This is a genomic window from Rothia sp. HMSC067H10, assembly GCF_001810635.1.
Classification (GTDB): domain Bacteria; phylum Actinomycetota; class Actinomycetes; order Actinomycetales; family Micrococcaceae; genus Rothia; species Rothia dentocariosa.
Genome location: NZ_KV802315.1, coordinates 57,704 through 84,245, shown reverse-complemented (window position 1 = coordinate 84,245; position 26,542 = coordinate 57,704). Strand labels below are relative to the sequence as shown.

The 26,542-nt window shown below is 54.6% G+C and carries 25 protein-coding genes and 1 tRNA gene; 9 read left to right on the top strand and 17 right to left on the bottom strand.

Features of this window, described 5'->3' with window-relative positions; genetic code table 11:
- The first annotated feature begins 262 nt into the window (after nucleotides 1-262).
- The 4 genes from HMPREF2756_RS11535 (at nucleotide 263) to HMPREF2756_RS11530 (ending at nucleotide 1,671) form a co-directional block, all read left to right on the top strand.
- Entirely contained in the window at nucleotides 263-511 is a 249-nt protein-coding gene (locus tag HMPREF2756_RS11535; protein ID WP_246825883.1) for a putative immunity protein, read from the top strand.
- Nucleotides 465-701, top strand: coding sequence for a putative immunity protein (locus tag HMPREF2756_RS11615; protein ID WP_371440704.1), 237 nt, complete (start codon nucleotides 465-467; stop codon nucleotides 699-701). The genes HMPREF2756_RS11535 and HMPREF2756_RS11615 overlap by 47 nt, the downstream gene beginning before the upstream one ends.
- A gap of 189 nt (nucleotides 702-890) precedes the next feature.
- The gene (locus tag HMPREF2756_RS07080; protein WP_070619760.1) at nucleotides 891-1,451 is read left to right on the top strand and encodes a hypothetical protein; all 561 of its coding nucleotides are present in this window, start codon (nucleotides 891-893) and stop codon (nucleotides 1,449-1,451) included.
- Entirely contained in the window at nucleotides 1,441-1,671 is a 231-nt protein-coding gene (locus tag HMPREF2756_RS11530; RefSeq protein ID WP_070619758.1) for a hypothetical protein, read from the top strand. Before HMPREF2756_RS07080 ends, HMPREF2756_RS11530 begins: the two co-directional genes overlap by 11 nt.
- Nucleotides 1,672-2,056: 385 nt before the next feature.
- Here HMPREF2756_RS11530 and HMPREF2756_RS07070 read toward each other — a convergent pair whose 3' ends face one another.
- Entirely contained in the window at nucleotides 2,057-2,377 is a 321-nt protein-coding gene (locus tag HMPREF2756_RS07070; protein WP_070619755.1) for a hypothetical protein, read from the bottom strand.
- A 200-nt stretch (nucleotides 2,378-2,577) separates the two neighbouring features.
- Here HMPREF2756_RS07070 and HMPREF2756_RS07065 point away from each other — a divergent pair, with 200 nt between their 5' ends.
- Nucleotides 2,578-3,495 (top strand): LysR family transcriptional regulator ArgP, encoded by a 918-nt coding sequence (locus tag HMPREF2756_RS07065; RefSeq protein WP_048780289.1) that lies wholly within the window; start codon nucleotides 2,578-2,580, stop codon nucleotides 3,493-3,495.
- A gap of 421 nt (nucleotides 3,496-3,916) precedes the next feature.
- Complete coding sequence (locus tag HMPREF2756_RS11275; RefSeq protein WP_168163752.1) at nucleotides 3,917-4,081, top strand: hypothetical protein; 165 nt, start codon at nucleotides 3,917-3,919, stop codon at nucleotides 4,079-4,081.
- Nucleotides 4,082-4,142: 61 nt separating this feature from the next.
- Here the strand turns inward: HMPREF2756_RS11275 and HMPREF2756_RS07055 are convergent, their stop codons facing one another.
- Both HMPREF2756_RS07055 and HMPREF2756_RS07050 read right to left on the bottom strand, forming a co-directional pair.
- The gene (locus HMPREF2756_RS07055; protein ID WP_004006311.1) at nucleotides 4,143-4,352 is read right to left on the bottom strand and encodes a hypothetical protein; all 210 of its coding nucleotides are present in this window, start codon (nucleotides 4,350-4,352) and stop codon (nucleotides 4,143-4,145) included.
- 9 nt (nucleotides 4,353-4,361) lie between these two features.
- Nucleotides 4,362-4,703 carry a cell division protein CrgA gene (locus HMPREF2756_RS07050; RefSeq protein ID WP_070619749.1) on the bottom strand — a complete coding sequence of 114 codons (342 nt, stop codon included), beginning with the start codon at nucleotides 4,701-4,703 and terminating at the stop codon, nucleotides 4,362-4,364.
- Nucleotides 4,704-4,860: 157 nt separating this feature from the next.
- Between HMPREF2756_RS07050 and HMPREF2756_RS07045 the strand changes: the two genes are divergently transcribed.
- The 3 genes from HMPREF2756_RS07045 to HMPREF2756_RS07040 are packed head-to-tail and all read left to right on the top strand — an operon-like array spanning nucleotide 4,861 to nucleotide 6,447.
- On the top strand, nucleotides 4,861-5,613 hold the full coding sequence (locus HMPREF2756_RS07045) for a class E sortase (protein WP_048751100.1): 753 nt from the start codon (nucleotides 4,861-4,863) through the stop codon (nucleotides 5,611-5,613).
- Between the two features lie 16 nt (nucleotides 5,614-5,629).
- Nucleotides 5,630-5,791, top strand: coding sequence for a hypothetical protein (locus HMPREF2756_RS11270; protein ID WP_004006314.1), 162 nt, complete (start codon nucleotides 5,630-5,632; stop codon nucleotides 5,789-5,791).
- Nucleotides 5,792-5,814: 23 nt separating this feature from the next.
- Entirely contained in the window at nucleotides 5,815-6,447 is a 633-nt protein-coding gene (locus tag HMPREF2756_RS07040; protein ID WP_004006315.1) for an aminodeoxychorismate/anthranilate synthase component II, read from the top strand.
- Between the two features lie 160 nt (nucleotides 6,448-6,607).
- On the opposite strand, the gene pknB is transcribed toward HMPREF2756_RS07040, so the two are convergent.
- The 14 genes from pknB to HMPREF2756_RS06970 form a co-directional block, all read right to left on the bottom strand.
- Nucleotides 6,608-8,785, bottom strand: coding sequence for a Stk1 family PASTA domain-containing Ser/Thr kinase (pknB, locus tag HMPREF2756_RS07035; RefSeq protein WP_070619746.1), 2,178 nt, complete (start codon nucleotides 8,783-8,785; stop codon nucleotides 6,608-6,610).
- A gap of 48 nt (nucleotides 8,786-8,833) precedes the next feature.
- Nucleotides 8,834-10,558, bottom strand: coding sequence for a protein kinase domain-containing protein (locus tag HMPREF2756_RS07030; protein ID WP_070619743.1), 1,725 nt, complete (start codon nucleotides 10,556-10,558; stop codon nucleotides 8,834-8,836).
- Nucleotides 10,555-11,994, bottom strand: coding sequence for a peptidoglycan D,D-transpeptidase FtsI family protein (locus tag HMPREF2756_RS07025; protein WP_070619740.1), 1,440 nt, complete (start codon nucleotides 11,992-11,994; stop codon nucleotides 10,555-10,557). Before HMPREF2756_RS07025 ends, HMPREF2756_RS07030 begins: the two co-directional genes overlap by 4 nt.
- Entirely contained in the window at nucleotides 11,987-13,459 is a 1,473-nt protein-coding gene (locus HMPREF2756_RS07020; RefSeq protein ID WP_210393538.1) for an FtsW/RodA/SpoVE family cell cycle protein, read from the bottom strand. Before HMPREF2756_RS07020 ends, HMPREF2756_RS07025 begins: the two co-directional genes overlap by 8 nt.
- Entirely contained in the window at nucleotides 13,443-15,029 is a 1,587-nt protein-coding gene (locus tag HMPREF2756_RS07015; RefSeq protein ID WP_070619737.1) for a PP2C family protein-serine/threonine phosphatase, read from the bottom strand. Before HMPREF2756_RS07015 ends, HMPREF2756_RS07020 begins: the two co-directional genes overlap by 17 nt.
- A 3-nt stretch (nucleotides 15,030-15,032) precedes the next feature.
- A complete protein-coding gene (locus HMPREF2756_RS07010; protein WP_004006321.1) occupies nucleotides 15,033-15,509 on the bottom strand; it encodes an FHA domain-containing protein FhaB/FipA in 477 nt (158 codons plus the stop codon).
- Nucleotides 15,509-16,423, bottom strand: coding sequence for an FhaA domain-containing protein (locus tag HMPREF2756_RS07005; protein WP_004006322.1), 915 nt, complete (start codon nucleotides 16,421-16,423; stop codon nucleotides 15,509-15,511). Before HMPREF2756_RS07005 ends, HMPREF2756_RS07010 begins: the two co-directional genes overlap by 1 nt.
- Before the next feature lie 253 nt (nucleotides 16,424-16,676).
- Nucleotides 16,677-16,763: transfer RNA gene (locus tag HMPREF2756_RS07000), tRNA-Leu, on the bottom strand.
- Nucleotides 16,764-16,884: 121 nt separating this feature from the next.
- Complete coding sequence (locus HMPREF2756_RS06995) at nucleotides 16,885-17,235, bottom strand: PLD nuclease N-terminal domain-containing protein (protein ID WP_070619733.1); 351 nt, start codon at nucleotides 17,233-17,235, stop codon at nucleotides 16,885-16,887.
- Between the two features lie 50 nt (nucleotides 17,236-17,285).
- On the bottom strand, nucleotides 17,286-18,839 hold the full coding sequence (locus HMPREF2756_RS06990; RefSeq protein ID WP_070619729.1) for an alanine/glycine:cation symporter family protein: 1,554 nt from the start codon (nucleotides 18,837-18,839) through the stop codon (nucleotides 17,286-17,288).
- Nucleotides 18,840-19,180: 341 nt separating this feature from the next.
- Nucleotides 19,181-22,483 carry a bifunctional lysylphosphatidylglycerol synthetase/lysine--tRNA ligase LysX gene (gene lysX, locus HMPREF2756_RS06985; protein ID WP_246825882.1) on the bottom strand — a complete coding sequence of 1,101 codons (3,303 nt, stop codon included), beginning with the start codon at nucleotides 22,481-22,483 and terminating at the stop codon, nucleotides 19,181-19,183.
- A 396-nt stretch (nucleotides 22,484-22,879) separates the two neighbouring features.
- On the bottom strand, nucleotides 22,880-24,235 hold the full coding sequence (nhaA, locus tag HMPREF2756_RS06980) for a Na+/H+ antiporter NhaA (RefSeq protein ID WP_070619726.1): 1,356 nt from the start codon (nucleotides 24,233-24,235) through the stop codon (nucleotides 22,880-22,882).
- Between the two features lie 237 nt (nucleotides 24,236-24,472).
- Complete coding sequence (locus HMPREF2756_RS06975; protein ID WP_013398195.1) at nucleotides 24,473-24,997, bottom strand: ferritin; 525 nt, start codon at nucleotides 24,995-24,997, stop codon at nucleotides 24,473-24,475.
- A 222-nt stretch (nucleotides 24,998-25,219) separates the two neighbouring features.
- Entirely contained in the window at nucleotides 25,220-25,762 is a 543-nt protein-coding gene (locus tag HMPREF2756_RS06970) for a MarR family winged helix-turn-helix transcriptional regulator (protein WP_070619724.1), read from the bottom strand.
- Nucleotides 25,763-26,542 lie beyond the last annotated feature (780 nt).

Sequence of the window (26,542 nt, the reverse complement as noted above, 5' to 3'; positions counted from 1 at the left end):
GCGTTCGCTGTATAGTTTTGAAACAACAAGCCTGAGGGTTTGTTAGTTAATTACATATGTATGGAAGAGACCCCCGTGAGGGGTCTCTTTTGTTTTAACCATTGATTTGCATTCTTCTTGATAGCTATCGGCTCTGCTGTGTTCTTATGGCGCGCGTTGGTGAATGCTCTAAAGGCTAAGAAGACCTCATGAAATATAATCGGCGCATCAGGGGTGTTGAAAATCTGTGAGAGCGCATATGCTTTCTTGTTATCTTAGGAGCATGGAGACTTTACAATCTGCCCCAGACCCGAAGGATTTGACGCTATCGATAGATGAGAGGCGTGAACTTATCGTCTGGGCGGCAGATTGTATGTATCGGATACTGCCCATTTTTGAGGAACAATATCCTGCTGATCCTCGGCTTCGGCAGGGGCTTGCTGCGGTCGCTGAGTTCAACCGCGGTGCATTATCTGTTGGGAACTATGCGTCAGCACGCTTTGCTCTGCCATGCTACGGCCCGGGACTGTGAGACCCCGTCTGCGCAAGCCGTAGCTAGAGCCTGCGGACATGCGATTGCCATAGCCCATATGGGTGCCCATGCACGCAATATTGAGCGATATACTCGCAAAGTGCTTTCGGGAAAATCTCTGACCGAAGAGCTCGAATGGCAACGGGCACATATTCCTGCTCGATTCTTCAGCTATGTTTTCACGCGCTAAGCAGCGTATACCCATACGTAGAATTTCAGAAGCCAGAGAAGTCCTTTTTACCGGTCTGTGATAGCGTGCCTGAGGCTTCATGACGGGAATACTAATACCAATCGTTTGCACATTCTTCTGAACGAGTTTCTGGAACGTTTACTGCATCAAGTACCGACGAATAACCTATTCCCGAGTTAGAGTGAATGTATGGAGTACCCGCTTTTTTCAGACCGACAGCAGGAACCGTATACGGGAGAGGACACCTCAAAATACCGGACGGTGGCGCTCACCGCTGAGGTTAAGCTGCCTTTAGCGGAACTATGGCTGGCGTGCACCGAGTATATCCATCTGTGGTGGCCGCGGGAGCTTCTGCGGGACGAAGAAAGCTATCTGGAGCTTACCGATACAGTTCTTACTGAAGAAGACTCGCAGGGGTATGTAACAACCCTTGCTGAGGTAATCTACTATGAGCCCGAGGACGTGCTGGGCTTTTTGCCTCTGCCCGACACTAAACTGCATCAGCTTCTACGTGATGACAGCGGGTTTAGCCTACTTTTCGACGAAGACGGCGCAGAATCTTCGCTTATGGAAATCACCTCTGGTTTAGCGAAACCCCGTGAACTTGCGGCTGAGTACGACGAGCTGGGTGTTTATACGATCCAACGTTATGGCACAGAACTTATTTTGAAGGCGTGCGCACGATTCTTTGGCGCTGAGCTTCAAGCAGAGTCTCTTGTATCGGGTATGCTTGACAGCTATGAGCGCTAGGCATGCCGTATCGGAACGAGGCACCGCAGACAGTACAGTACAAGAGGCCGAACACGACATTATCGTTCGTCGCCCTCTGATGGTTGTGCAGTGGCTGAACCTGCCAGCAATCCCGATTTTGGGGCAGCTGATTCAAACTGTTTTCTTCGTTCTGCTGGTGTTCGGTTTCTTCTTATGGTTTGCTTCTGTGGCGGCTACCGACCAAACCATCGAGCTGTGAGTAGGAACCAAGCCCGACCATCTGAAAATTTTAGACCTTGAAGTCAGCTACAACGCGGTTGTGCTTAAAGTGACGATGATCGTTGCGGTATTCTCTGGGCTGAGCTTTGTGGCAACGACCAGCAGCGACGATCGGCATGCGCGTGACTTCTTGGAACCGATGGTGCTGCGTCTGCGAAAAATCCTGATATTCGAGATATATACCTCTCCATTTTCAGGTATGGGCGCCGAAGAGACACTGGAGAGCTATGAACTGTGGTCCGCATCGGCGCAAGAAGATAGTACAGAGTCCGTTGACTCTACCGATAAGGAGACGGTGAAGGATAATGGACTCGAAGAAGCCACTGAATCCGGGAGTACAGACTCATCCGGAGGTGAAGATAGGTTCACAGCGCCTCGATCACAATGCCGCCAAAACGGGCATTCTTTGCCTCGCAGGTTATTCCATCAACGTAGCAGGTTGAACTGGAGTAGGTTTCTTGCAGCCCGGTATTGGCGTAATATCCGTAAAATCCGCCAAGTAGCGTTATACCCGAGCTATTGGGAGTCGGCAGCGCCTGTATATCGTAGAAAACGACCGGGCGGCCAGACCGGTCAGTCACCCGTGCAGAACATTCGGGACAGAGCGAGCGAGGATAATATTCTAAAGTCTTCACGGGCTTGGAACAAACGGGGCATGCAATTTCCATGAATGGTGGCTTGACCATGGAGGATATCCTTCGGGTGGTTAAATGACAGCGTAGACACGTTGAAGGGGAACAGTCCCACTGCTTTTATCTTAGAGGTGTGTATCCAGGGTGAAAATGGTGTACGCCAAATAGGACATGCGCAGGGCGATGATGAACATCAAAAGTCTGAAAACCCCGTAAACCTAGCTAAGTTATTTCAATGTACGTAAGATGTTCTTATGACACGTTTTACGACCGACCACCTCAAAACATTCGTCACGGTCATCGAATACGGCACCTTCGACGCTGCTGCCGACGTTCTTGGGGTTAGCCCCTCCGCAATATCACAGCGTGTAAAAACAATGGAACAGCTGGCCGGTAAAGTTCTGCTGCAGCGCACCAACCCGGTTACCCCAACAGCCTCCGGGCAGAGCGTGTTACGTATTGCCCGGCAAAGTGAATTTCTGCAGCTTGAGCTGGAACGAGAACTCATGGGCGAGGGCGGATTCCAGACAGTCTCTATAGCTTTGAACGCCGATTCTTTAGCAACGTGGTTTTTGGAAGCTATACGCACGCTCGCTCAGGAGGACGAAATTTTCTGTGACCTGCGGCGTGAAGGCGAATTTCATTCCTCAGCCCTTCTGCGTACCGGGGAAGTTATGGCTGCCATAACCTCACAGCCCGGAAAAATCCCCGGATGCTCGGTAGATTACCTGGGCGTGGCGCGTTACTGGTGCGTGGCATCGCCAGCGTATGTGGATCGTTACCTTCCGGGGTTCCCCGCGAAGACTACCCGTGATGACCTGAACCGGGCACCCGTGGTGGAATACGATCGTAAAGACTTTGTGCAGGATGCTGCACGCGCTCTGATTGAGGAAGACCTAAAACTGTCCAGAGCCGAATTCGAACAGAGCCCAACGCTCTATATTCCTTCGTCACCGGACTATGCGCAGGCGGTCTATGAGGGTATTGCGTGGGGTCTGCTTCCGGAGGCACAGTGTAGCGAATATTTCGCCGCCCAAACACTTGTGAAACTTGCTCAGAAGCCCGTGGAGTTCCCACTGTACTGGCAGCACTGGAATATCAACTCGCCCGTTCTGGAAAAAGTTAGTCGTCGAGTTGCTGATGCGGCTCATCAGGGGCTCTTGAACTCATGACGGACAGCTAGGGGTGAACGACATCAAACGCACCGCACCCACTGCTGCATCGCACGGATTCACCCTGTGGCTGATAACGCTCAACTTCGTGGCGGTATTCTACTGGTTATGACTTTACTTCCACGATCGCCTTGGCAGCATTCCTGGTGGTGTTGGCGCTGTTGCAGATTATGTTGCGGCATTTATTTGCTACGCTGATGACAGTACATTGCTGCTACACAAACCATTGTTTTTACCAGCTCTTTAAAACCTAAATCGACTAGTATATATGCTTATATCGGAATATTTGCATATATAGATCTTGGCAGTGTTTTCTGCTGCACGTCGCATCGACGAAGCGCCCTAGAATCTTGTTCGCTGGGTACTGTTCTACGTCATCTTTGCGCTCTGTATAGGGATTCTCGGGTGTATACCCCCGTATATGACACAGCATGTGGAACGACTCAAAGAAAGTGCATGCCGCAGACCGACCCATGCAGCACACAGCGCTGACCCAGACGAGGTGGAGCTGATCGTCATGATCGTATTCGTGCGGATTCTGCAGCCCCTGCGCGAAGAACCAGTCGCAGAGCCTCAGCATGATTAAAAGCAAGAAGAACGCGGCGGGCGCATCCCAAGGATACGGCACCGCCTCGTTTATACGTGATCTAACGGAAGAAAAGAGACGCCAACCAGAATAACGCCGCAGCGACGATAAACCCGATCAACGCCCAGCGGCGCAGCCTTGTCTCCACGCGGGCGGCACGAATATCCGCACGTTTTGAAATATCCTCGGTACTCCGCATGGGATCGGAGGTAGAGCCATGCGGGGCATCCTGAGATTCTTGAGGCGAAGGAGACCCATCTGATTCGGACATAGCCCTAACCTAACGCCACCGAGTCATCATGACCATACCCACCATCATGGCACCCACGCCAATAGTCACATTCCACATGCCAATACCGGGCACAGGAAGTCGACCCTCAAAAATGTAATACGCAATAATCCAGAGAATACCCAGCGCAACGAGCGAAAACATCACTACTCGATACCACAGGGGAGTACCCTCTCTCTGTGTTCCGCTCGTTTCCATCTCGCGAGCGACCTCCAACAGACGGAGCTCGCTCGCATCTTCTTCAACGGCCTTAGCCGATTTCTTGTCTTGTGACTTCTTTGACTTAGTATTGGCAGTCTTTTTCGACTTTTTCGCAGCCGACTTAGGGGACATATTTTCCTCCGCCTCAGATGTATGGGTAACCTTATGTAGTACGTTAAAAACTATCTTTGCAGACTCGCGGGATGATTTCACCTTTCACCGGCGTTGTCATTAAAGAAAGTGTAATGACTGGGATGGTAACATCCCGCTATGGAGGACACCCAAAACTATGGCGCATGCATCCGCGAAAGCGCATCAGGCAGTTCAGCCTCATAAATCTATTCTGCGGTGGACCATCCAAATCACGGGTGAGCTTCTGATCACCGTTGGTCTTGTGCTGCTGCTCTTTGTCGTGTGGCAGCTCTGGTGGACCAATATAGACGCAAACCGTTCACAGTCCCAAGCCGTCGATTCCCTGACGCACGAGTTCAGCTCTGCCGCGCCAGTCGAACAGTGGGATCCCCAAAATCCACCGGAGCCTGAAGCCGAACCTGAGCACGGAAAAGGATTCGGGGTTGTCTACATTCCCCGGTTTGGTGCAGACTACCAGCGCCCCGCCGCGCAGGGTACCAGCGCAGACGTGATCGATACCCTCGGTTTGGGACACTACGACGGAACCGCCATGCCGGGCGGCGTGGGCAACTTCGCGCTCGCAGGGCACCGACAGACACGCGGCGCAGTGCTCGACTATATCGACCAGCTGCAGGTGGGCGATCACATTTATGTGCGCACCAAAGACGGCTACTACACCTACACCGTGTACGAGCATGTGATTGTGCAGCCTGACAATATTGAGGTGATCGAGCCGGTTCCGAGTAAACCCGGACAAGAGCCCACGGAGCGTATTATGACGCTCACGACCTGCCACCCGCGTTACGGTGACACAGAACGTTATATTGTGCACGCCCGTTTTGAATCCTGGCAGCCTAACTCTGCTGGCGCGCCTGCGGAAATTGCCCAAGCAGCCCAGAACCCCGCCTAACCCGAGAGGATATAACATGTACGGTTGGATTTTTCGTCATCTTCCCGGACCTCTATGGGTTCGCATTATCATTGCTATTCTGCTTATCGCCGTGATCGTATACGCCCTCATGGAATTCGTGTTTCCGAATTTTGCCGAGTACGGTCCGTTCAACTTTGACGTTACCATCAACCATTAGCGGCGCTTGCCAAAGGAGAAGCCATGACCCGCATCCTGGTTATAGATAATTACGATAGTTTTGTGTTCACTCTCGTCGGATATCTGCAGCAGCTCGGAGCCGAGACAACCGTAATCCGCAATGACGAGTATGACCTTGATACCGTGCTCACAATGGCTGCCGAGTACGACGGCCTGCTCATCTCTCCGGGACCCGGTGCCCCCGCAGAAGCCGGGGTCATTATCGATACCATTCGCTGGGCTGCGCAGACTCATAAACCCCTGCTTGGCGTGTGTCTGGGGCATCAAGCTATCGCGGAGGCGTTTGGCGGCACCGTCACGCACGCCCCCGAGCTGATGCACGGCAAGACTTCAACCTTGGTTCACGAGAATGACTCGGTGTTCAAAGGCGTACCGAACCCCTTCACTGCGACTCGCTACCATTCGCTGGCGGTCGTCCCAGAGACTATGCCTGAGGTCTTGGAAACCACCTCGACGACTGAGAGCGGCATTATTATGGGCCTGCGGCACCGGGATGCGCCCATGCATGGCGTGCAGTTCCACCCGGAATCCGTGCTTACCGAGAGCGGTTATCTGATGCTGGGTAATTGGCTGGAAGAAACGGGGCTTGAGGGAGCCGCTGAGCGTGCCAAATCGTTGTCCCCACTAATTGCCTAGCGGGCAGCGGTAAAGGCGCCTGACAGACCCAAGTAGGTCTGTCAGGCGCCTTCTCTATGTGTGCGGTACAGCCGAAGAAATATATGTGGGGCGTGCTTTAGATTCAAATTCTAAAGCACGCCCCACATATATGACCAGGATTTACCTGAGCAAACCAGCCTTACCTTTCTTCTTTCTCTTCATTCTCCTTGCCGTTTTGTACGGCCTTGGATGAAGGAGCAGCGGCACTCGGCGTTGCAGAAGGTACAGGAGCGTTGCCCTGCTGGCCCTGTTGACCTTGCTGTTGTTGATTCTGCTGCTGATTACCTTGCTGGCCCTGTTGACCTTGCTGTTGTTGATTCTGCTGCTGATTGCCCTGCTGGCGCTGGGTGTTGTTGTTATTATTCGTCGACGGGGTAGTCGCACGCGGTGAGGCAGATGCGGTCGCCGCCGGGGCAGCCGCTACACGAATAGTAACAGTGCTGTTCTGGGCCACCAGAGTACCCGCAGCGGAGCTCTGAGAAATCACCGTATTCGGTGCCGCAGAGCTTGTCTGAACGGTCTCAATATTGGTGTTGAGCAGAACATCGGACGCAGTCAGAGCTTCAATAGCCTGATCCTTCGTCAGACCCACGAGCGAAGGAACCTTGACCTTACCGGAGGACAGCACCAGGTTTACGTTGCTGCCAGCCTCGATCGTGGTCTTACCGTTGGCATCGGTTTCAGCCTTCTCAGGCTCCAGAGAAACTACCATACCGGCGGGAACGGATGCGCTCTCAACGGTGCTGACGCGACCATCCTTAAGGCCGAGCTCCTTCAGAGCGTTGCGCACATAGGCTTCGCTCTGACCCTGCAGGTTATCGGGCAGGGTTACGCGCTCGGGACCATTCGAGTAAGTTAGCGATACGGTAGAACCCTTAGCCGCCTTCGTACCCTCGCCAGGGTTGACGCTAATAACATCGCCCTTCTTCACGTTCTCGGAGTATGCCCCGCGGCTCTCCACGGCAAAGCCAGCATTGCGCAGCTGGTTCTCGGCATCGTCCTTCGACTGGTTCATCACGGTAGGAATAGCGACCTGCGGAACTTCATTGAGCTTGCCCTGGTAGTACAGGAACGAGCCGATACCCAGCAGAAGCGATGCTGCAATAGCAAGACCAACGAGGAAACGAACCCAGGTTCGCTTACGGGGTTGCTCGGCGGGAAGGAACTCTTCCTCTTCAACAAATTCTTCTCCGCCGTACTCATCGTCATCAAAGAAACCGTTGAGGTTCGCATCTTCAACAGGAGTCGAAACCTGCGGCATGGTCGTGGTGTAGGCATCGAAATCAACCTCACCCGTACTGGTTCCTGCCGCACCCGCCGCGGGAGCCTCAAGAGGCGCAAAAGCGGTGGTCATGGAGTCATCGGGAACCTGTTGCGGCATACCGCCGCCAACCTGCAGACCCGCTCCCTGACGGATCGCCTGCGAAAACTCATCGGCGGTCTGGTAACGATCATCCGGGTTCTTGGCAAGACCTCGAAGAATAACCTCATCAAGCTCAGGGGGTACGCTCAGCGGACTAAAGGTACTCGGTGCGGCGGGAGTCTCGGTGAGATGCTTTGCCGCCAAATCGACGTTAGTTTCCGCGTCGAAGGGGGAACGTCCAGCAACCATTTCATACAGCACACATGCTGCCGAATAAAGGTCACTTCTCGCGTCGACTTCTTTACCACTGACCTGCTCGGGAGACATGTAACGTGCGCTACCCATCACCACATTGGCCTTTGTCAGAGCCTCGCCAGCCTCTTCAATAGCTCGGGCGATGCCGAAGTCCATCACCTTAATCTGACCCGGCTGCCCCTTCGCGGCGTCGTCCTCGGTTCGGGGAAGCACCATAATATTCGCGGGCTTAATATCGCGGTGGATAATACCCATCGAATGACTGTATTTTAGAGCGCTCAAAAGCTGCTCTGCGTACCCCACCGCATCACGCACAGGAATGTACCCGCCCGACGAAAGGACACTGCGCAGCGTCCTGCCATCAACGTATTCCATAACGATGTACGGGATCTTAGCCTCGTCATCGTCGGCGGCATCATCAACGCCATATCCGCTGTTGGGATCTGACGGGGAATAAGCGCCCGTGTCGTACACCGCAACGATACCGGGGTTGTTCAGGGATGCGACAGCCTCCGCCTCACGTTTAAACCGTGAACGGAAGGTTTTGTCTTGGGCCTGCTCCGGGCGCAGGATCTTCATCGCGACCTTACGACCGAGACGAGTATCCTCCGCCGCGTATACGGTAGCCATCGCACCGGTACCGATAACATCGAGTACCTTATAACGGCCATCTACCGTTTCAGGAACCAACAGGTCCATACGTTCTCCTGGGGTAAAAATAGTTTTTGATGTGAGTGGACTCAGACACTAACGCCCAGTACGAGGACTAGAAGAAGTCGACGCGCCTGAAGGCGTAGCTGCGGATGGCGACGAGTCAGAATCCGTCCTCGTACCTGAAGACTCATTAGCTACATACATCTCTACCTTACTAGGAACTGACACTTTAGTGCCAGAAGAAGGGCTGGTGCGCAGCACCGTACCGGGCTGTGCAGTGTCCGAATGCTCGAAGTGAAGGTTCACGTCAACACCAAGCGAGGTAATCGTCCGAGAAGCCTCTTCGTAGTTCTTCCCATCAACATTAGGTAGGGTCGCGCCCCTGGAACCGCTTGAATAACGCACGGTAATGGTGCTGCCTTCGTCTACCGAACCAGCCGGTGAAATCGACAGAACGGTGTTGGCGGGCTCTTCAGACTCAACACTTTCAGTCCTGGGCGAAAGACCCAGGTTCTTCAGGTCATTGACAACATCCTGAAGGGGACGACCCTCGTAGCTGCGTGCCTGCAGGTTAATTTTCTGCTTCTGAGTACTGCTTGCAGCCGAGGACTCCTCGCTCGGGGTGGCTACCGTGACAGTCCCTGCCGCAGAGCTGGGTGCTGCCGAGCTGGTGGTATTCGGAGTGGGGGTTGCACGGCTATTTGCCGCCCAGACAGCCCAGAGGATACCGAGAATAAGCACAAGTGCCGCCACAATAGCGACGATCCATACCCAGTTGCGTTTCTTCGGACCCTGTTGTGCCGTACGTGCGGCCGCAGCCTTTGACCCGGGCTCAGGAATCGGAGCGGTCGAAGGACCGGGCGTGAAGTGCGACCCAGATCCGAACTTCGGAGCGGCGGATGCCGAAATAGGCTCGGCGATCAGGGAGGTCTGGGCGGTATCCAGATTCTCCGGCAAGAACGCCTCCAGCGTGGGCACGGCCTTAATCGCGGCAGGAATATCGCGACGGCGAATAGCATCAATAGCAGACGCCAGCGCGGTAGCATCCTTAGGACGCTCCGCAGGATCCTTAGCAAGCAGGCACATAATCAAGGCGCGGGCAGGTGCCGGGATGCTCTCCGGCAGCGGCGGTGGCGGATCGTTCACCTGAGCTAGAGCAATCGCGATCTGTGATTCACCCGTGAACGGGCGGTGACCGACCAGGCACTCGTACCCGATAATACCCAGCGAGTACATATCGGAGGACGGGGTTGCAGGTTGACCGGTTGCCTGTTCGGGCGCCAAATACTGGGCTGTACCCATCACCTGACCAGTAGCGGTCAGCGGAACCTGGTTCGCAAGCCTAGCAATACCGAAGTCGGTAACCTTCACCCGGTCATCCGGGGTGATCATTAGGTTACCGGGCTTCACATCGCGGTGCACGAGGCCCTGAGCATGTGCAGCAGCCAACGCGCGAGCCGTCTGCGCAATAAAGTTCAGGATACGATCCGGCGGCAGCGTGCCGTCGCGCTCGATGATGCTCGACAGCGGCTCACCCGGAACCAGCTCCATCACCAGGTATGCAGAGTTATCCTCTTCACCGTAATCGAACATATTGGCAACACCGGGGTGGTTCAGAAGCGCAGTATGGCGCGCCTCCGCACGGAAACGCTCCAAGAACCCGGGGTCACCCGTATACTCCTCTTTCAGGATTTTAACGGCGACGGTGCGTCCGAGAACCTTGTCGCGAGCTTTCCAGACCTCACCCATACCGCCGATAGCGATACGTTCGGTTAGGGTGTAGCGCCCGCCCAAGGTGATATCAGCCGAAGGCCTCACTTGTTCAACACCGCCTCAAAAAGTTGTTTACCTGCATTTGTCGAAAGCTGGGAACCGGTTGTTGCATCCATATCCTCATAGACCACCGCAATGGCGATCTGAGGATCATCGGCGGGTGCAAACCCGGTAAACCAAGAGTTATTCAAACCACCCGTAGTTTCTGCGGTACCGGTCTTACCAGCAACCTTATACCCGGGCACGCCTGCGTTACGGGCAATACCGTTATCCACAGAGTTCACCATCCATTGTTTCACCTGATCGGCGACTTTAGTAGAAGTTGAGGTGCGCAACTTCTCGGGTGAGAACTCGTAGAGCACGCTCAAGTTACTGGTTTTGACAGAACGAATCATATTGGGCTTCATCTGCACACCGCCGTTAGCGATCGCGGCAGAAGTCATTGCCACCTGCAGCGGGGTGGTGCGTACATCGTACTGACCCACGGATGCCTGCGCCAGCTGGCTCTGCGACATACCCTTCGGAAAATTCGATTTAGCCACCGCCAGCGGAATCTTCAAATCCTGACCATAACCAAAGTTTTCGGCAGTCCTGGAGATCCTATCTTCACCCAAATCCATTGCGATCTGCGCAAAAGGAGTGTTGCAGGACTGCGCCATAGCCCATTCAATCGTAGCCTTGGTGCGTCCTCCACACTGACCGCCCGCATAGTTCGGAAGCGACACATTGGTTCCCGGAAGGGGAAGCTGTGCGGGGTTATCGATCGTGGAGTTCGCATCATATTTGCCGGACTCCAAAGCTGCGACGGCATCAATAATCTTGAAGGTCGAGCCGGGCGAATAGGTGTTACCCGCAATAGCACGGTTGTAAAGCGGGTTATTCGGATTCGAGTTCAGTTCCTCATAGTTGCTGACTACCGTAGACCCATCGTGGGATGCGAGCGTATTCGGGTCATATGAGGGAGACGAGGCCATCGCCAAGATTTCGCCAGTCTTGGGGTTAATCGCCACAATAGAACCCTTACGGCCCTGAAGCAGGTTGTTAGCAAGCTCCTGAAGCTTAGAATCCACGGTGAGCTCGACGCTCGCACCGCGTGCCGAAGAACCCGAGAAGAGCTGAGCAACACGATCGTAGAACTGGCTGTCGGAAGTACCCGAAAGCTCCTTGTCCATAGCGGACTCGACACCGGTAGAACCATACACTGACGAGAAATAACCCGTCAGCGCCGCATACTTTTCCGGCTCAGAGTACACGCGCTGATAGTTATACTCATCATCCGATTTCACCGACGAGGCGATTTCGGTTCCATCGACCACGATAGAGCCACGGTTGGCACCGTAGTTATCGTACAGAGAACGCGAGTTCCACGGGTTATCTTTGAGAGATTCGGTGTCGAAGAATTGGATATAGCTCAACGTACCCATGAGCAGGATAAAAACGCAACCTGCGGCCATCCACATGCGGCGAATTGCCCTATCCATTGCGGTCACCTCCTGCTTCTTGAGTTGAAATGCGGGCGAGAACGCTGGTTGCGCCCTCAGATTCATAGCTGTAGTCTTCGTGGTCGATACTTTCGGGAACGTCGAACCCGACCACGACGTGAGGCGCTCGCGCGGTATGCGAAATCGAAAGCCACAACGCCACGATAATCCAGTTAGCCACCAGGGATGAACCACCGGCAGACATAAACGGTGTGGTCAAACCGGTCAGCGGAATTAACCGGGTTACACCGCCAACCACCACGAAGAGCTGAAGCACCATAACCGTGGAAAGGCCCGCCGCCAAGAGCTTGCCGAAACCGTCACGAGTGCCCAACGCCGCGCGGTAGCCACGCGAGATGAGGATGAGGAACATCATCAAAATAGCGCCCAGACCGATCAGACCGAGTTCCTCACCGAGAGAAGTAATAATCATGTCCGAGTTAGCGAACGGCACCAAAGAGGTAAGGCCCTGACCCCATCCACGGCCAAAGAGACCGCCGTAGGACAGACCGAAAATACCCTGAAGGATCTGACCGGAACCACCGCTGGAGGACATATAGACCTCGGGATCAAAGGCGTGCATCCAGCCATAGATACGGGCGTGCACGTGAGAAATGGAGTTGTAGGCGAAGTATCCGCCAACCACCACGCCGACACCGCCGACTACAAGCCAGGAAATCTTGCCGGTCGAGAGGTACAGCATCGCCATGAACAGCCCGAAGAACAGGATTGCAGAACCCAGATCCTTCTGGAAAACCAACACGCCGATGCTGACCATCCACGCCAAGAAAATTGGGGTCAAATCGCGCAGACGCGGCAGATTGATGGGCCCCAGACGCTTACCCGCTGTGAGAATCAAATCGCGGTGTGTGGACAGGTAGCCCGCAAAGAAGATTGCCAGAGTAATCTTGGCAATTTCGCCGGGCTGGAAGGTACGCCCGCCGAGCCTGATCCAAATCCGTGCGCCGTTGATTTCGGTACCAAGGCCGGGGATAAGCGGCATGATAAGCAGGATGAAGGAGAGCACCAGCGAAATATAGGTGATCTTACGCAGCACTCGATGATCCCGCAGGAAGTACAGTACAACGGAGCAGAGGATCATTGAGAAGCCTGTCCAGAACAGCTGGGACTCGCCCACTGGGGACTTCTGCATGGCGGGATCCTTATCGATGCGGAAAATCATCGCCAGCCCGATTCCGTTGAGCGCCACAACAAGCGGCAGAATAAACGGATCGGCGTAACGCGCCCGGAATTGAAGCACCAGATGCGCGATGAGCGCGCACACGCCCAGCACCACGGTACCTTGAATCCACGGGTTTTTCCCCATATCCCACGCCGTTTCGGGGTCAATCAGGTACATGGAAAATGAGCCGATGCCGACCGCAACTACGAGCAGAACAAGCTCAATCAGGCGACGCGAACGGGGTATGTGTGCATCACGCAATAGCCTAGCCACGATTACCACCTTCCGTTGCTGAAGTTTTTTGACCTGTCTGCGCGCCGGACGAAGCCGCACCGGAAGGCTGTGTATTCCGGTCATCCTGCAGATTCACCTGAGCCTGCATACGGTTTACGATAACCCGTGCATCGTCAAGATTATCCGCGTGAATCGTATTCTTCAAAAGCGTGCGGGTATGTTCGGGCAGCTGTGAAGTTTCCACTTCGCTTTCCTCGACCACATGGGAGAGATGGATTGGCCCCAACGACTGCGGAACTCCGTTATAGACGGCGACCTTACCGTTATTTTCGCCAACGTAGTAGCGGCCCTCAACCCATTTCAGCCCGCTCCAACCCGCAATGAGGGCCAGCACAAGGATTACGGCTGCACTCACCAGCAGAATCGGGCGCCGACGGCGTCGAATCGGGTCCGCCAGAAGCTCTTCAAGCTCATCCGGCAGCTTTGCGGGTTCCTCGGTGCTCATCGGCACACGCTGCGCCAATGAGGCCCGATGCTCCAGGGTGCGGCTCGTCACCGCCGGAATACGCCCGGTCTCTGTTGCTACGGATGCGCTGCCCACCAGCTGATGCGGGCGAGAGCCAAGCTCGTGGCGCAAAATGGCGGCATTCGTGCGGGCAAAGTACACCGCATCCTGATCGCTCGCGTCGCCGTCGTGGGGGAAGGAATCTGTGAGGTCACGGGCGCGGCGGAACTTCTTGAGCGCACGATCGTGATCGGACAGACCCTCTTCGGCGTTTACTTCTTCGGTGATTTCCTCAAGCTCAGAGGTCGTCGGTGAGGTATCGATCTCGCCGGTTTCCGGCAGAGCAGAAGGACCTACAGGTTCATCGGCGGGAAGCTCCTCACGATCGATAACCTGTACAACCACGACCGTCACGTTATCGGGTGCGCCGCCGTCGAGAGTCATCTGGATAAGAACGTCCGCGATCTCACCCAGATCATCGGTGGAACGCATGACGGCTTCGATCTCTTCATCAGAGACCACCGCTTCTAAACCATCGGAAGCAAGCACCCAGCGCTCACCGGGAATGGCTTCTAAAGTCTGCAGTTCAAGTTCGGGGGAGGCATCGACGTCGCCAAGCACGCGCATAATCACGTTGCGGTGCGGGTGATTCTCCGCTTCTTCGGGAGTGATGCGACCCTCGTTGAGAAGACGCTGCACGAAGGTGTGGTCGGTGGAAATCTGCTCGAAACCGCCGTCTTCTTCGGCGCGTAAACGATAGGCCCGCGAGTCGCCAATATGGGCCATCTCGATCTTTTCGCCGTCCACCAGCAGAGCGGTACATGTGGTACCCATGCCCGCAAGGCGCTGATCACTGGCTGCCAGGTCATTGATAATGGCGTTGGCACTTTGGATTTCGTCGGCGAGGTATATGCCGCCGGTACCGTCAAAGTCGGGGTGGTCCAAAGGGGTCAGGTTCAAAACGGCGGTAGCGGATGCGACGTCACCACCGACGTGCCCGCCCATGCCGTCAGCAACAACAGCAAGATAACGCCCACCGTACCCGGAGTCGTCATTCTTGCTGCGTTTCACGCCCGTATCGGAACGGGCTTCAAAGCGAAAGGCTATCTTCAACGATTACCCCCTCAGCTGCATAGTCGTTCCGCCCACACGGAAATCGACACCCGGCTCAATAGCAGTAGCGCGGGTCAGCTTTTGGTTGTTTACGAATGTGCCGTTGGTTGAGCCCAAATCCTCCAAGAACCAGCGAGAACCCTGTGGGAACAGACGGGCATGGCGACCGGAGGCGTAATCGTCCTGCAACGAAACCTCAATATCATTGGCGCGACCGATAGTAACCGGGGAGTCACCCAACTGCATCATAGCTCCCGCCTGCACTCCCTTGGTGATCACCAAGCGGGAAGGACGTGCAGGAGGAGCTGCAATATGTTGCGGTTGCGGCTGCGAGTCTGCGGCAGATTCTACGGGTACGGAGCGGAAGTTCTTGCCCAGCCCCAAATCGCGGCGGGCGGCTGCCACCACGAAAAACACAAAGAACCAGAGCAACCCCAAAAACGCAAAGCGCAGTATGGTTACAGTTAGCTCGGATGCCATTAACGTATACCTCCAGAGGCAATTGAGCGGAAGAGAACTCGGGCTCCGCCCAACTGTAGCACCGCTCCATCTTGGAGAACGGTGGGGGTTTTCAGCGGAAAACCATTCAGCCGGGTTCCATTGGTTGAGCCCAAGTCGGTGGCAACATAGTTGCCTCCCTGGCGGGAAATCTGTAGGTGGCGGCGCGAAATACCCTTGTCAGCCAGCCGCACGGACGCATCGGAACCGCGACCGATGACGAGAGGTGCCCCAGAAAGCTCATACCGCTGCCCGTTAATATCCACAAAAGCATGATGCGCCGCAGCACGTTGCTGCTGCTGCGGAGGATTCTGCGGGGAACGCGGTTTCGGCGCGGACGCGGCAGGTGCCTGCTGTTGCTGTTGCTGAGGCTGTTCCGTGCGGCGCGGCGGAGTAGCCCGCGGTTTTGTAATTCTGGTCGGCAGACCGGTATCACGAGCCGGGGCAACGGGGGCGTAGTCGGAGGCGCCGTGGGCGGCACCGGCGGGAGGAACATAGTTCGTCGCACCCGAGGGAGGGGCCTGGAACGCCTCAAAACTGGGCACAACCTCGAACTCGTCGGCTTCGAGATCGGCAATAGGACTGAAGGTAATACGTACAGCCCCAATCAGCGAATACCCCTGCGCACGCGCATGTGAAATAGCAAGATTGCACAGCTCAACCGCGAATGGGTTGCCCCACTCCCGCACGCGCGAAAAATCGGCGCTCGAAAAGCGAACGTTGAAGATATTTGGTGCCATCGTGTGACCGCCCTGGTCCACATATGAGGCATCATCCATCGACGTGCGAATACGGTTAGCTACATCAGCCTTTGCGAAGGTGCCAAAGCCTTTAGAAAAGCCGACGGTACGACCGATGCCTTGCTCCAGTCGTTCCAACTTATCAAATAACTTCATTGCCTCCTCCTTTATGGCTCGGGCCGGATGTCACCCCTGGCATCCCGTGGTTGGGAACCCGAAGGGTTCAGTCTAGCTTTTGTAGCTGTGCATTTGCTGTGTCAGGTGTGAGTGCACACACCCAACTCTATTCTAGGGGATAGTGTGACCACCATGCCGATAATATACTTTTTACTCGTAAAATATAGACTCGAAAACCCCAAATGTTGCCGACACAACAAAAAATCCCCGGCTCATCAGAGCCGGGGATTGCTGGTGCGCGAGGGGGGAGTTGAACCCCCACGCCCTCACGGGCACACGGACCTGAACCGTGCGCGTCTGCCTATTCCGCCACTCGCGCAAGTGTCATACGACTCAAAGAGTCGCAGGCAACATATAGAACTATACAGGCTCCGTAACAGACCGTCCACTTCGGTATTCGTGAACTTACTCACCGAAGGTTGAAATTGTCATAGGATATGTTATTTTTCTCCGTCGTGAGGGTTCGAGGCGGTATCGGTTTGGTTCGCGGCGGCCGCATCCTTTTTCTCGCGATGCACGCGCAAAAACCATGCCAGCGCACCAAAGTACGGGAGCACCAGAATGAACAGAAGCCACTTGAGCTTCTGAATCTCGTTGAAGTAGGGGCTGCGATGCACCGTCAAAATGCAGTACAGCACCGAAGCGATCCAGATAAAAATCAGGGCAAGCAGCGTGTACTGGTAGAGTGCCTGCGCCGTCGGATTCTGAAAAAGCACAAGAGGAAATACCGAAAAACCTAAAGTCAGCACGTCTTTAGTATGCCAGAGGATACGCCAAGCGCCCGAGAACATAAAATTTATGTCCTCGGGCGCTGTGCGGGGAGAGTTATCTAGGTGAAACGTTATACGTTCGCAGCCTTTGTGGCGCGTTTGGCCGCAGTCGCGGCATCACGCTCAGCCCAGAACTCGCGGGTGGTCACCTCATCGGTGCCGTCCCAGGCCGCAAGATTCTTAATCTCAGGCATATCGGATGCCTTGAAAATAGGCTCCACACCGGATTTGCGCTGCCGCTCGTAGTTCTTGAGCACCGCAACGACCTTCGGCGAAAGCCACACCACCGCAGTCAGGTTCACAATCACCATGCCCGCGTTGAGCATATCCGCTGTGGTCCACACCAGCTCTAGTGATGCGATTGCCCCGAAGAATACGAAGCCCAGCACCACCAGACGGAACGCCGTCAACGCCCCGGGCTTCTCGGTCACGAAGCGAATATTCGATTCGCCGTAATAGTAGTTGCCGATGACCGAGGAGAAGGCGAAGAGGAAAATCGCGATGGTTAGGAAGTGGGTGGCCCAGGTGCCGAGCTGGTGGGCAAGCGCATCCTGAGTCAGTCCAGCACCGCGGGTCTTATTGCCATAGGTTGGGTTTGACAAAAGCACGATAAACGCGGTGACCGAGCAGACCAGCATCGTATCGAAATATACGCCCAAAGCCTGTACGTAGCCCTGCTTTGCGGGGTGCGAAATAGTTGCGGTTGCACCCGCGTTCGGGGCGGTACCCATGCCGGCCTCGTTCGAGAGCAGACCGCGCTTCATGCCCCAAATAACGGCGCCCATCGTGCCGCCCACTACGAACTCGCGCACACCGAAAGCACCCTGGAGAATCATGAGCAGAACGTTCGGAATTTCGCCCACATTGAGCACAACCACGAACAGCCCCAGCAGCATGTACAGAACCGCCATGAACGGCACCATAAACTCGGTGACCGTAGAAATGGTGCGGATACCGCCGAAGATAATCGCAGCCGTCAGTGCGGCAATGAAAAGGCCTACCACGATACGGAAAGCCATACCCTCGGTACCGGAAATACCGATATCCAAGGAATTCGCGCTAGCTTCCACGATCGCATTGGTTTGTACCGCGCAGAACACAAAACTATAGGTGAGCACAATAAAGCCCACGAAAATCAGGCCCAGCCAGCGTGCATTCAGGCCACGCTGCATATAGTAGGCAGGACCGCCAATATAGGAATCCTTGCCGCGTTCTTTATACAGCTGACCCAGCAGGGATTCGGCAAAAGCGGATGCGCCGCCCACGGCAGCAATGACCCACATCCAGAACACCGCGCCGGGACCACCCATTGCAATAGCGATCGCCACGCCAGCAATATTGCCGGTGCCCACGCGGGATGCCGCCGAAACGGTGAACGCGCGGAATGAGGAAATGCTCTTGCGCCCATCGGCCTCGTGGCCGGACGGGTCGGTGAGCACGCGCAGCATCTCGGGCAGGGAACGCCACTGCACGGCACGGGTGCGGATCGTCAAGAACAAGCCCACGACAATCAAGGCAACGAACAGAAAGTTTTCCCATATCCAGCTTTGAATGCTGTCAACTACGCTGGTGGCGCCAGCGGTGGAGGCGTTGATGTCCTGAATATAATTCACAAGTGAGTCCACAGGTTTTCTCTTTCGTCACGGCATAGAAGCGTAATAGGGGTAGCAACTATGCGGGCATGAAGGCGCGAAGGTGCAAACCGGGTAGACCGCACGCCAGGGAAAGAAATTCCCTTTAGAAATTACAGGTACTTATTGTTCCGTTGATGGAGGGTGTACGGCAATCTCATTGGGGGTCTTGTCCACATTTGTAACGAATAATTAATATAGCCGGAACACGGGTGATACTCCGTTTGACAAGCAAAAACATCAAAAAGTTATGGCTGAACCACAAATCATATCAAACATCGTTTAATAGACATAAAAACACTCTCCAGTGGAGAAAATGAATCTTTGACTACATGCTACTTCACGGGTTTAACAAACGGGAAAGAAAGAACCCCACGAATCTGGGTCTGCGCCATGAGCATCGCCAAGCGGTCAATGCCGATGCCCAACCCGCCCGTCGGGACAAGCCCGGTCTCAAGGGCGTACAGAAAATCCTCATCAATCTGCATGGCTTCCGGGTCTCCCGCAGCAGCCTTGAGAGACTGCTCGGTCAGGCGGCGGCGCTGTTCTAAAGCATCCGTCATCTCGGAATAGGCGGTTCCCATCTCCATACCGTTAATCACTAGATCCCAGCGTTCCACCAGGTGCGGCTTGGCGCGATGCGCACCCGCCAGGGGAGAGGTCTCCACCGGAAAATCCGTATAAAACGTGGGGAACACGGTCTTCGCCTCAACCAGCTCACCGTAAAGCTCCTCAAGAATGGCGCCCGCGCCCATGTCATCACGCACATGAATCTGATGCTCATGCGCCAGCTCAAGCAAAGTCTCAAAATCTGTTTCACTCGAAATATCGCGCCCCAGCGCACGCGAAAGGGCTTCGCATACCGAAACTGCCCGCCACTCACCCGAGACATCCGTGAGAGTACGCTCGGTACTGCCCTTCTCGCCCAGCGGAAGTACCTCGGAACCATAGACGGCCTGGGCGGCATTCTTGATGAGCGTTTCGGTAAGTTTGCGCATGACCGTGTAATCTGCGTAAGGCTTATAAGCCTCTAACACCGTGAACTCCGGGTTATGGGTGGCATCCGCGCCTTCGTTGCGAAAATCCCGCCCTAACTCATAAACAGCGCCCAAACCGCCAACCACCAGGCGCTTAAGATACAGCTCGGGTGCTATGCGAAGCGTCAAATCCGCGCCATAGGCGTTAATAAAAGTTTTGAAGGGGCGCGCGCTCGCACCGCCATGAATAGTATTCAGAATCGGGGTCTCAACCTCGGTGAACCCTGCATCATCGAGCGTGCGGCGAATGGCAGTGATCAGTGAGGAGCGCATCCGAAGGTTTTCAAGCTGCTGCGGATGCACCAACAGGTCGGTCGAGCGTTTGCGGATGCGCGCCTCCGGATCATTCAACGCCCCGTACGGAATGGGGTGTAGACACTTCGCCGCCATCTGCCAGCCGTGCACAATGACAGATGCGGTTCCGGTGCGGCTAGCCCCCGCCGTGCCGGTCACGAGCAGAATATCACCCGTATCGACGGCGGACTTGAGAAGCTGAAACTCGCGCTCACTCACAAGGCTGCGCTCGGCAATAATCTGTACCTGTTTGCCTTCCTCAGACAGGGTCAGGAAGATAACCCCGCCGTGGTTGCGAATAAACCGCACCCTGCCCGACACGGTAAACTCCCCGCTTGGAAGCGTATGGCCGCTCAGCCCATCGTGCACCTGCACCGTCGAATACTCGCATGTGACTCCCAACGGGTACGGGTTCATACCGGCATCCCGAAGCATCTGCAGGTGACGAATACGGTGCTTGGTCTGATCGCTGAAGCGGTGTTCGGGGGCCTGCGCCTCGCCCGGATGCATACGCTCGATCTCGTGCACTCGCGCGATCTGGTCTTCAGTCAGGCGGTGCACTTCATGGCGCTGTTTACGTGCTGAAAAATCGGGCAGGAAGCCCTCGGCAACCCCAGCCGCTGCCGCAACGTTCAGAAAGGCCAGCGTCGGTTCCGCAACCATATAGCGCGGCATCCACTCCGGGGCGAACTTGAGGTTGAAGCGGTACAGTCTCTCCAACTGAAGGAACCTGTCTAAAACCCCCAGCGACCGAGAAGCGAACCTGCTCCAAGCATCAGCACCGAACTGATCTGCGTTCTCATACACATGGCGGAACATAGCAAAGTTCAGTGAAACACGCGTGATGCCGTAGTCGGGGGCATCCTCCATAAGCTGGGCAACCATATATTCCACGATGCCGTTGGGGCTGTCAGGGGAGCGGCGCATCACATCCAGCGATATGCCGGTGCGGCCCCACGGCACGAATGAGAGGAGCGCAACCATTGTGCCAGCAGAATCATGCGCTGAAACAAGCAGATTGCGATCGTCTGCGGGGTCTGAGAGCCTGTTGAGTGCCATCGAGAACCCGCGCTCAACCTTGCCGTGACGCCAAGCGTCTACGTTATTTTCCACCTCGTGCAGCTGCTCGGGTGAAAGCTCACGATGCCTGCAGATTTTCAGAGTGTACCCGGCCTTACGAACCCGCTGGTGGGCGTGGCGTACCTCCGTAAGCGAGGTATTGTTCAGGCTAAAACGTGAGACCTCTAGAATGGCTTCGTCCCCCATGCGGATTACGCCCAGTCCCCGGCATGCGAAAGCTCTGGCGCCGTCTTCGCTCACGCTGATGGCGGCGGGAATCCACCCGTAGCGGCGCACCTGGTGCATCCACCGGTCGATTGCGGAACCCCAGGATGCCGGATCGCCCACCGGGTCGCTGGACGCCAAACATACAGAGCCCACTTGCCTGTAGGTGACAGCGGCGCGCATATCCGCCGAGAAAATCACCTGCTTATCGCGGCGTGTTGCAAAGTACGAGAGTGAATCGTTCCCGCCATACTCCTGTAAAAGTTCGCGCAGGCGCAATTCCCGATCGGCGGTCCAGGTATTAGGGACACGGTACCCCCGCACCACCACATACACCGCGATCAGTGCAAAAATTCCGTAGAACACGGATGCCGCTCCCACCACCGTAGCACCCGGGTTTGCACCCTTGAGTTCGGGAAAACTATCGAGCCCTAACCCCTGTTTGAGCAGGTGGGGAACCGTAACCCCCGGCACGTGATGCCCAAAGTACCAGGCCAGCAGGGTTGTCACCGTTAGCCCGCCGAGGAAGACCACGGTTGCCAATACCCATGAAATTCGGCCTATATGCGCTGGGAAGGCAGAGCGTGCCAGGATGAGAAGCGGAATAAAGATAGCCGCCACAATAATAGCTACGGTGTCGAGTGTGGAGGAGAAAAATTCTTCGCTCGGCATCACGTTATCGGGGAAGAAGAGCAGAAGCGCACTTCGTGTTCCGATGAGGATGCCGATGACTTGAAAGAAGATGACGGCGTAGAGGGCGGCTCGTTTACGGGTAATCAGAGCGGATGTCATGACCACCATGATGACCGCGCTCACCAGCGTATGACTTGATGGGATGTTGAGCAGGCTCGCGGTGATTTCCCACCAGGTGAACCCGTGACCCCTGCGAAGCGGGGAAATAATCCAGGTGAAAAGCGTCAGAATTGTCGCGATTGAGTAGATACCGATAACCCAGCGGGCGATGATTTCCGCATAGCGTGATGTCGTGTGATGGGCGTCTGCGCCCCGCTTCTGATGTGCCATAAACCGTTCTCCACCAATCACTCGGTACATTTCATTCTACGGACATGCCGTGTGTATGCGTAGAATCTGAGGACGTAAGACAGCGCACCATTGGGGTGGAGGTCGAAAGCGCTGCCAGGGGTCGCCATGCAGGGAGTACTTTGAATGCCATATGGCATATGCGGTAGACTCCCCCACCATCGATATATTCCAAAAATAGAATATATCTGAAAGGGTGCAGCATGGTTAGAGGTGTTGGGCTGGATGTTTAGAAAAAGCTCTCAAACCTGAGAAATATCAGCTATATTCCAGAACGAGAATAGAAAAATCCGGTGGTGATTCTTATGAATGTCACCACCGGATTCTTAATAGTAGAGCAGGGTATTCACCGATGTCTCTCCACCGAAGACAGACCATCTAGGATTGTGATTTACGCTGCTGGAACACGTCCGGAATGCCATCCATATCGGCATCCACGCTCTCCTTTTCCGCCAGTAAACGGTAGTGCTTATTACGGCGGGAGAGAATCAGAGCACCCAGAATTGCGGCGGCTACTGAACCGAAGAGAATAGCAATTTTGGCGTCTTCACCGTGCGGCGATCCACCGGTGAATGACAGTTCTGCCACCAGAAGCGATACGGTAAAGCCGATACCGCCGGTAACCGCAAGACCTATGACGTCAATCCACTGCACATCCGGGTCTAGGTTGGCGTGCCTGAACCTGGTAACCAGCCAGGTGGTTCCCGTAATACCGATGGTCTTGCCGAAAACTAGGGCGAACATAATACCCAGGGAGACTGAGTCGGTGAGGGCCCGCTTAAGACCGTCAAAACCGCCCATAGCAACACCGGCGCTAAAGAAGGCGAAGACCGGCACGCAGATACCCGTGGAAAGCGGGCGAAAACGATGCTCGAAAACCTCGGCGAGACCAGCATCCGCGCCCGCAGCTTCGGTACGTTTATTGAATTTAACCGGAACACAGAAACCAAGCACCACGCCGGCAATAGTTGCGTGAATACCGGATTCAAGGAAAAGCGCCCACGTGATAAAACCCAGGGGCAGAAGCAGAATCCACGCCGCGGCGGGCTTGAGGTGCAGCATTTTTTCGCCACGATAGGCGATAAAGGCGAACAGCGAGATAGGGATGATCGCAAGGAGCAGGTATTCGCCGTGGAATGTGCCGGTGTAGAAGATTGCAATAATGCAGATAGCGATCAGGTCATCAACCACTGCCAGGGTAAGAAGGAAGATGCGCATTGCCGAGGGCAGGAACGTTCCCACGCCCGCCAATACGGCGACCGCGAAGGCAATGTCGGTTGCCGTGGGAATGGCCCAGCCATGTATAGCTGTGGGGCTGCTGAAGTTGATAGCGGTGTAGATGATGGCGGGGGTAATCACGCCGCCGAAGGCTGCTGCGATGGGAACGATCGCGGTTGCCGGTGATTTGAGGTCACCGATCGCGAACTCTTTTTTGAGTTCAAGACCGGTCAGGAAGAAGAATATTGCCAAGAGACCATCTGCCGCCCAGGTGCCTATCTTCATGTGAAGGTGGTGAAACCCTGGAACTTCGGGGCCTATAACGGTATCGCGCACCCCAAAATAAACATCTGCCAGTGGGGTATTGGCAAGAACTACCGCGAGGACGGTCGCCACCAGCAGGATGCTGCCGCCCACGGACTCCGTGCGCAAAATATCTGCAACTCGCTTAGAGTTGCTGTAGGATCCGCGGCTGAAAACTGTATTTTCTGAGTTCGGTGTCTGTGATTGGGTCATATTCTCTGTAGTTATCCTCCGATAGGAATAATCTTTACTATTCTAACGCTCCTACCTGGAAGATGGTATTTTTTGCTTCTAAAAGTATAAATATACTTAACCAATATATGCCATTTTGGGCATATATTCTATAACGTAATTGAAATTTCAGGGTTAATATAAATATTCTCGCCCCTGCCGTAATATTGGCTCGGAGCGAGAATATAAAAATTATGCAATTATGAGGTGTGAGGCACCTTAGGAACCTGCAACGGCAGGAGCGGAGCTGTCTTCGCCGTGCGACTCATCGAGCTCACGAGCCACATAGTTTTCGATGTCGAAGAGGTTTCCGTTTGCACGCTTCACGATGGTGACGAGGGTTTCCATCGATGCAACTTCCTCAACCTGTTCCTTCAGGAACCAGAGGATGAACTGCTCACCCAGAGCATAGTTTTCGTTGCGTGCTGCGGAGAAAAGAGCCTCGATCTGACCGGTGACTTCCTTTTCCTGCGCCAGGGAAAGATCCACGATCTCCTGAACATCTTTAAAGTCATTCTTGACGCTCGGAACTGCGGGAATCTCAACCTTGTGGCCGCGATCCAGCTTGTACTGAACCATCATGAGGGCGTGCCCGCGCTCCTCCAAAGACTGGCGGTAGAAGTAACGCGCCAACTGGGGAAGGTCCTCACCATCAAGCCAAATCGCCATTGAAAGGTATTGGTGGGATGCGGCAAACTCGTGACCGATCTGTTCGTTGAGCAGATCGTAGAAGGACTTAGACATAACTTTTCTCTCCTTGAATTAGGGTGTGTGTTCTATTCGCGTAGGGTGCAGTGCAACGCTGTCGAACCCATCATAGAGGGCTGAATCAGCACTGTATAGAGAGAAAAGGCTAATCTGGAGGCGTATTTAGGGGTTCCTGAGTTCGGTCTATCACACCACAACAAAACCGTTATGATGTGCTCGCAAGCCTCGGAAAATCCGGATGTATTCGTTCGCGCAGGCTTAGGCGGGGTAACTTCCGCGCCGCAAACTCGACGATGAAATAAGTTTAGAAGGCGTATCTCCCAAGATGCTTTCGCCGATATTAGCTAAAGCACGCACCTGATCTTCCGTGAGGTGGTCGAAAATCTCGTGACGTACCTGTGCTACGTGACCGGGTGCCGCATCCTGAAGCTTCTGCAAACCCTGAGGAAGCAGATGGCAAATGCTGACGCGGCGGTCTTCGGCGCTGAGTGACCGGGACACGTACCCGTCTTTCTCCAGTCTGGCGACCACGCGCGAAAGACGCGCTGGCAGAGTATTTGTGGCCAGTGCCAGCTGCGTCATTGTTAACTCATGATCCTCTGACTCTGAGAGTCCAACAAGTACCATGTACTCGACATAGCTCAAATCGGCATCCTGCTGAAGCTGATTATCGAGCTGCCGTGTGAGGTTGAAGATGATCGAGCTGATAAACAGCCATCCCTCACGTTCTTCTTCATTTAGCCATTTGGGCTCCGCCTTCTCTGGAAGATCGCCAGAGACGGTGGTTGCTTGTTTGGGCATGAGTGTTCCTCCTCGCACCTCCAGCTTTTAAACTGAGCGCATATATAAGGTGTGTAAAGTTCATTGTACTTGTTAAGACAGCAAACCCTCAGATATTGCTCAAAACTTGGTATGTCTTTCCTTAAAGTACACACTGACGGCACAAATTTGTCCGAAATACGTCACACCATTGTCGGCGTGTCTTCGACAATTTGCCCGGGAAATAGCGCTTCCCGAATGAAATCATTGTAATGATTACCTGTAAAAAATACTTGATAATTCAAGGTTTTACACGTAAAGAAGGTAAAATTTTGAGGCCACTTAGGTAGTACTCGCCAGGAATATTACAAAATGATTAAAAAAATTTGGGAAAAAATACCATTTGGGTTTGCACATGATAAATAAGCGTGTACACTGGTATGCATAACGGGGTCGAAAAAGAAGCCCGCGGGGCGAGACCGGAAGCTCAAACCGACAGGGTTCGACTCTCTATTTATCGGTGATTGTCGTCGGTGTGCAGGTAACCTGCATTTCTACCGGCGGTTGTGCGGTGCGGGTACTGTTCGTGGTTGGGCGGTTCCCGCGCCGTTCTTTTTAAGAATACCCTAAGCACCCCGCCCACACTAGCAAGAATGCCTCATAGGTGGGCAAGCGCACATCAAAAAGATTATGCGGTGTCTACCCCTCTAATCCCCCGATATTTCGGGGGTTTTCTATTAATTTTTTCCCCGACAGTCACGGTCTTGGGGGATTTTTCATGCCTTTCTGCACGGCGTGGTGCATAGTGGGCCGTGCGGGATC